This is a genomic window from Flavobacterium sp. (genome assembly GCF_027533505.1).
Taxonomy (GTDB): Bacteria; Bacteroidota; Bacteroidia; order Flavobacteriales; family Flavobacteriaceae; genus Flavobacterium.
Genome location: NZ_JAPZUB010000059.1, coordinates 1 through 6239 on the forward strand (window position 1 = coordinate 1; position 6239 = coordinate 6239).

At 44.0% G+C, this 6239-nt stretch carries 5 protein-coding genes; 3 read left to right on the top strand and 2 right to left on the bottom strand.

Annotated features, from left to right (window positions below; genetic code table 11):
• Positions 1–136: 136 nt before the first annotated feature.
• Together mfd and O9316_RS11825 are read right to left on the bottom strand one after the other, a co-directional pair.
• Positions 137–3493: a transcription-repair coupling factor gene (gene mfd, locus O9316_RS11820; RefSeq protein ID WP_298205683.1), complete on the bottom strand. Its 3357-nt coding sequence runs from the start codon at positions 3491–3493 to the stop codon at positions 137–139.
• 3 nt (positions 3494–3496) lie between these two features.
• Positions 3497–4075: a hypothetical protein gene (locus O9316_RS11825; protein ID WP_298205682.1), complete on the bottom strand. Its 579-nt coding sequence runs from the start codon at positions 4073–4075 to the stop codon at positions 3497–3499.
• Positions 4076–4480: 405 nt separating this feature from the next.
• On the opposite strand from O9316_RS11825, the gene O9316_RS11830 reads away from it, so the two are divergent.
• The 3 genes from O9316_RS11830 to O9316_RS11840 all read left to right on the top strand — a co-directional run bounded on the left by O9316_RS11830 (position 4481) and on the right by O9316_RS11840 (position 6080).
• Positions 4481–4960 carry a nuclear transport factor 2 family protein gene (locus O9316_RS11830; protein ID WP_298205681.1) on the top strand — a complete coding sequence of 160 codons (480 nt, stop codon included), beginning with the start codon at positions 4481–4483 and terminating at the stop codon, positions 4958–4960.
• Positions 4961–5047: 87 nt separating this feature from the next.
• The gene (locus O9316_RS11835; protein WP_298205680.1) at positions 5048–5473 is read left to right on the top strand and encodes a hypothetical protein; all 426 of its coding nucleotides are present in this window, start codon (positions 5048–5050) and stop codon (positions 5471–5473) included.
• Positions 5474–5489: 16 nt separating this feature from the next.
• The gene (locus tag O9316_RS11840) at positions 5490–6080 is read left to right on the top strand and encodes a hypothetical protein (RefSeq protein WP_298205679.1); all 591 of its coding nucleotides are present in this window, start codon (positions 5490–5492) and stop codon (positions 6078–6080) included.
• Positions 6081–6239: the final 159 nt, after the last annotated feature.

The following is a 6239-nucleotide window of genomic DNA, read 5'->3' on the forward strand; positions in this document are numbered from 1 at the left end:
TTTAGCACACAACTTAAGAAAGAAAATTGCAGCTTAAAGGCAATTTTAAACTCATTTTAAAATAGTAAACTTTTGATGAAAGTTTAATCAAATAAAAAAACCGTCTCAAAATTTTAGTATTGAGACGGCTTCTTTTTTATAACTGTTCAATCAATTCCAAGGCTTTTTGAATCGATTTGACATGTTCAAACGAAATCAGCAAACGCAAGCCATTTTTGGTTTGCTTTTCTTTTATTTTACAAATATTCCCATGGCGTTGTACAAATTCTAGAATATGTATAAAACGCTGGGTTTGGTAAAAATCACTCTGTTGGTCCCCTATAAAATACCCCACCATCTTGTCTTGCTTCAAAAGAAGTTTTTCAATTCCCAATTGCGTCGCTTTCCATTTGATGCGAATGCTATTGATCAATGCTTTGGCAGGTTTCGGTAAGGGGCCAAATCGATCCACAACACGTTGTTCGTATTCGGCTAAAGTCTTTTCATCTTTAATGGCGCTCAATTCATTGTACAAATTCAATCGCTCCGTAATATTATTGATGTAGTCATCAGGGAATAGCAACTCAAAGTCAGTATCGATTTGCAAATCTTTGACATACTCCTTCGTTTCAGGGTCGTTGTCTTGGGGATAAAGCTCCTTGAATTCGTTTTCCTTCAATTCTTCAATGGCTTCATTCATGATTTTTTGGTAGGTTTCAAACCCAATCTCATTGATAAACCCACTCTGTTCGCCCCCTAATAAATCGCCAGCGCCGCGAATCTCCAAATCCTTCATGGCAATGTTAAACCCACTGCCCAATTCGCTAAACTGTTCCAAGGCATGAATTCGTTTCCGCGCATCATCAGTCATCGCCGAATACGGGGGCGTAATAAAATAACAAAATGCTTTCTTATTGCTACGACCCACCCGTCCGCGCATCTGATGCAAATCGGATAGCCCAAAATTATTGGCGTTGTTGATAAAAATGGTATTGGCGTTCGGAACGTCCAAGCCACTTTCAATAATCGAAGTCGACACCAACACATCAAATTCCCCATTCATAAAGGCCAACATGAGTTCTTCCAGCTTTTTGCCGTCCATTTGTCCGTGTCCAATACCAATGCGCGCATCGGGCACCAACCGCTGAATCATCCCCGCTACTTCTTTAATGTTTTCAATACGATTGTGGATGAAAAACACTTGACCGTTGCGCTGAATCTCATACGAAACCGCATCGCGAATCAATTCCTCATGAAACCGCACCACTTGCGTTTCAATGGGATATCGGTTGGGCGGTGGCGTTGTTATCACCGACAAGTCACGGGCCGCCATCAACGAGAATTGCAAGGTACGCGGAATCGGGGTCGCGGTCAACGTCAACGTGTCTACCGTATGGGAAATCGTTTTGAGTTTGTCTTTCACATTCACCCCAAACTTCTGTTCCTCATCGATAATCAACAAGCCCAAATCTTTAAACTTCACGTCTTTACTCACCAACTGATGCGTGCCTATGATGATGTCTACTTTGCCTTCTTCCAGCAATTTCAACGTCTCATTTTTCTGTTTTGCCGTTCGAAAGCGATTCAAATAATGGATCGTTACCGGCAAATCTTTTAATCGCTCCGAAAACGTGCGGTAATGTTGGTAGGCCAAAATGGTAGTCGGCACCAAAACCGCTACCTGCTTGCCATTATCTACCGCTTTGAATGCCGCGCGAATGGCTACTTCCGTTTTTCCAAAGCCTACATCCCCACAAACCAAACGGTCCATCGGGCGTTCATTTTCCATATCGGCTTTTACGTCTTGCGTCGCCTTATACTGATCGGGGGTGTCCTCGTAAATAAACGAGCTCTCCAATTCTTTTTGCAAATAACTGTCCGGGGCACAGGCAAAGCCTCGTTCGGCGCGTCGTTTGGCATACAACTGAATCAGGTTGAACGCGATGTGCTTCACGCGTGCCTTCGTTTTTTGTTTCAACGCTTTCCACGCATTCGACCCCAATTTATATATCTTGGGCGGCGTTCCATCTTTACCGTTGTATTTCGATATTTTATGCAGCGAATGTATGCTTACATATACTATATCGTTGTCGGCATACACCAGTTTTATCGCCTCTTGCGTTTTTCCTTCCACCTGAATTTTTTGCAAACCACCAAATTTCCCAATCCCATGATCGATATGCGTCACATAATCACCTACCGTCAAGGAAGTCAGCTCTTTCAGCGTTAACGTTTGCTTTTTGGAGTACCCGTTTTTCAGGTTAAAACGATGGTACCGCTCAAAAATCTGGTGGTCGGTATAGCACGCCAACTGATTTTCCTCATCGATAAATCCTTGGTACAAGGGCATCACTACCGTATGGTATTGCTTGCGTATACTTTCGTGGTTTTGGTCGTCGATATCCTCAAAAATATCATGAAAACGTTGGGCTTGGTTGGCATTCCCACAGCACAGGTAATTTTTGTATCCGTGAAAATGATTCTCCCCCAAATTTTGCAACAACAAATCAAATTGCTTGTTGAACGACGGCTGCGGTTGCATCAAAAACGGGAGCGTCATCGTACAGGCATAATGCACCTGATTGCCTAATTCAACCACATTAAATCGCTCTGCGCGCCGCAACAAATCGGCTCCGGGAACAAACAATTCCTCGGGCGATACATGCCGAATGCCGTTGTCTAAGGTGTGAAAAGCCTCGGTCGCTTTGGCAAATAATTTATCCAACTGTTGGCTCAAAATTTCCGAATGTTGGAAAAACAACACTGTCGAAGGGTCGATGTATTCCAAAAAACTTTCCCGGTTTTCTTCAAAAAACTTATTTTCTACATTGGGAATAATGGCAATCTTTTGCAGCTTCTCAATCGATAATTGCGTTTCCACATCAAAACTGCGAATGGAATCAACCTCATTGCCAAAAAACTCAATGCGGTACGGATGATCATTCGAAAACGAAAACACATCGACAATCCCTCCGCGTACCGAAAACTCCCCAGGTTCAGTAACAAAATCTACCCGTTTAAAATGGTATTCAAACAAAACCTCGTTGATAAAATCAATGCTCGTTTGGTCGTTGACGGCAATTTTTAAGGTGTTTTTTTCCAGCTCTTTCTTGGTGACCACTTTTTCAAACAAGGCTTCGGCATAAGTGACCAAAAAAGCAGGTTTTTTACGTGAATTGATGCGGTTTAAAACCTCCGCACGCAATAATATATTCGCATTGTCGGTTTCTTCCAGTTGGTAAGGCCTGCGGTACGAACCGGGATAAAACAATACATCTTGTTCGTTCAAAAGTTGCTCCCAATCGTTGAGGTAATAAGCCGCTTCTTCTTTGTCATTAAAAACCACCAAAAAAGGACGGTTCATTTTTTCAAACAAAGCCGCCAACGCAAACGACAAACCCGACCCCAAGAGGCCACGAACATTGATTTTACCCTCCGGTTGACGGAGCGCTACAGCCAGTTGTTCAACTTTGGGTGACGCTTGGTACACCGACAGCAGGGTACTTTTACTCAAAACTTAGGGAATTATAGGCGTATTCGGAATCGCACGCGCGGTGTCTTTCATCTTCACAAAATCAGGTTCCCCCGGTTCGCGAGGAATCAAACTGCGTTGCACAATTTCCTCAAATTGCAATTGCAAATACTCGATTTCAGTATTGATTTCCCCAATCAACTTCACCACTTTGGCAGCGGGTGTTTGATTGAGGTGAATGAATAAATCCAAACTTTTCAACTTGGTATTGATCACTTTTAGTCGGGCGCGTACCGCAGGTTGGTTGAATTCCATAGGCAAGGTATTGACCAACGCCTCCGATTGGGTGACCAAAACCGAAGCTTTTTTCTGAAAAGCATTTAAGGTACTTTTCGGTTTCTGGTTTACTTCCCGCAAAAAATTCCGCCATTCCATCCAACTGTTCAACCGCGCTTGCGTCGTAGGTTCTATCGGCGCGATATCAAACGTCCAACCCGAGGTAATGGTCGTAAACACCACCTCTTTTTTCTGCGCTTCCTTCGCTTGCTCCGCCTTCAACGACGTATTGTCGTTTTGACACGAAATCAAACCCAAACACAGCACGATAAACCAACCGATTTTCATATACCGCCATTAAGCCCTGCAAAAATAAGAAAGTAGTTTGGAGTTTTATCGTTAAAGAAACGGTAAGTTTTTGTTCACCGCCAAGTTCCCACAGACAATGCTTTTTGTTTTTGGGCAGCACACGCCCCAATACCTTGACACGCCCCCTCCCGTTTTCGCCTCTATCTCCCTTCCGATGGTCGGGAGGATGCCGGCTCTACCGGGGCTGGAGATGGGGTAATGTGTCAAATAGGCAACCTGCCTGCCGGTAGTTAGGTGAGCCAATGTGTCCTATTCACATCCATCTTTTTTTGTACCTTTAACGTCTAATGTCTAAAGTCTAATGTCTAAAGTCTAGTCACTAATCACCCCCGAAGTTTCGGGACTAATCACTAGTCACTAGTCACCAATCACCAATCACTACCAATGAAACACCTCCTTCTCTTCTTCACCACCTTCACCCTCGCGCAAACACCCAAAGAGGCGGTTAACCAATTGCTTGATCAATGGCACAAAGACGCGGCGGCGGCCAACTTTAACGGGTACTTTGCGGCCATGGACGACTCCTCGATTTTCATCGGAACCGATGCCACCGAAAATTGGAATAAGCAAGCGTTTCAAGCGTTTGCCAAGCCCTATTTCGACCGTGGAAAAGCGTGGAATTTCACCCCTTTAGAACGGAACATCTATTTTTCTGCCGACGGTACTATGGCCTGGTTTGATGAATTACTCAATACGCAAATGAAACTATGTCGCGGTAGTGGGGTATTGCATTTGACACCCAAGGGATGGAAAATCAAACACTATGTTTTGTCCATGACCATTCCCAACGATACCACCGATGCGGTAATCAAAATCAAAGCACCCATAGAAGATGCTTTGATTACCCAACTTTCAAAAAAATAAGAGTTCCTTCGGGAACTTTTTTTGTGGGTATAAAACCAAGGGTTATTTTTCTCCGTATATGAAGGGGTAAACAAAAACAAAACCCTCATGAAACGGAAAAAAGTAAAAGTGATTCTAGGTTCGCTGTTCGGCACCTTCTTACTCTTCTTTATCATCTTGGTAGCCCATATTGCCACGGCCAAACCTGTCGAAAATGCGCACATTCAGGTGAGCCGTATCGATTTTCAACAGCCCTTAGACAGCGCCCTCGCCACAACGGTAACGCAACAGCTTCGCTCCATACCCGGTGTAAAAAGCGATGTAATCATAAAAAACAATGTGGTGGTCTACTTTCACGACAACACGGTAGCCAACAGCCAGCAGGTTTTTGAACAGTTGATGCAAAAAGGAACCTACACTGCCAAAAGGTTTGTGGTCCCCGCCAAATTGGCCAATGCTCAAGCGTGCCCCGTGATTAAAAAAGACAGTTGGAGTTACCGCTTCTCTTCTTTTGTGCAAGGAATCTTTAATTAATCAAATACTCGTACCTATGAAAATGTTACAACGATCCGCACTTGCTGCGGTAATGCTCATGACCGCGGTGTTTGTCACTTCGTGCAACAACGATGATGACAACAGCACGCCCGCCAAACCCTCCATCTATGCGCGATTGGGCGGCACTACGATGGTCAATGATCCCGATAATCCGGGACAGATGATTGAACAAGGACGTCTAAGTTACCGCAAAGTAGTCAATACCACGGTAGGATTGATCGTCGCCGATATCCAAGCAGGCGCTTCAGGGAACTTAAGTGCCCATTTTGCACCCGTTTTGGCCGAAGTAGGCGCGGGCAACACCACCAATTTGGCGATTCTTGTAGACAACCTTACCGATTTTTTCTCGTTCAACACGGGCGGAACCAATGCGGTCAATACCTACACGGGACTCAATATGGTCGACGCGCATAATCCCGCGACCAACCCGCGTATGGGTGTAAAATCAACCAATGCCGATTACACCAAATTTGTCGGGTATGTAGGCGCTGCCGCCCAACAAAACGGCGTAGCCGCCAACACCGAATTGTATACCGATATCGTTGCGGTATTGGAATCCCTAAGAGCGCCTATTGTGCAACAATAGAAGTTTTTGTTTAGAGTGAAAAGAAGCCGTCTCAATACTAAAATTTTGAGACGGTTTTTTTATTTGATTAAACTTTCATCAAAAGTTTACTATTTTAAAATGAGTTTAAAATTGCCTTTAAGCTGCAATTTTCTTTCTTAAGTTGTGTGCTAAAGCCAT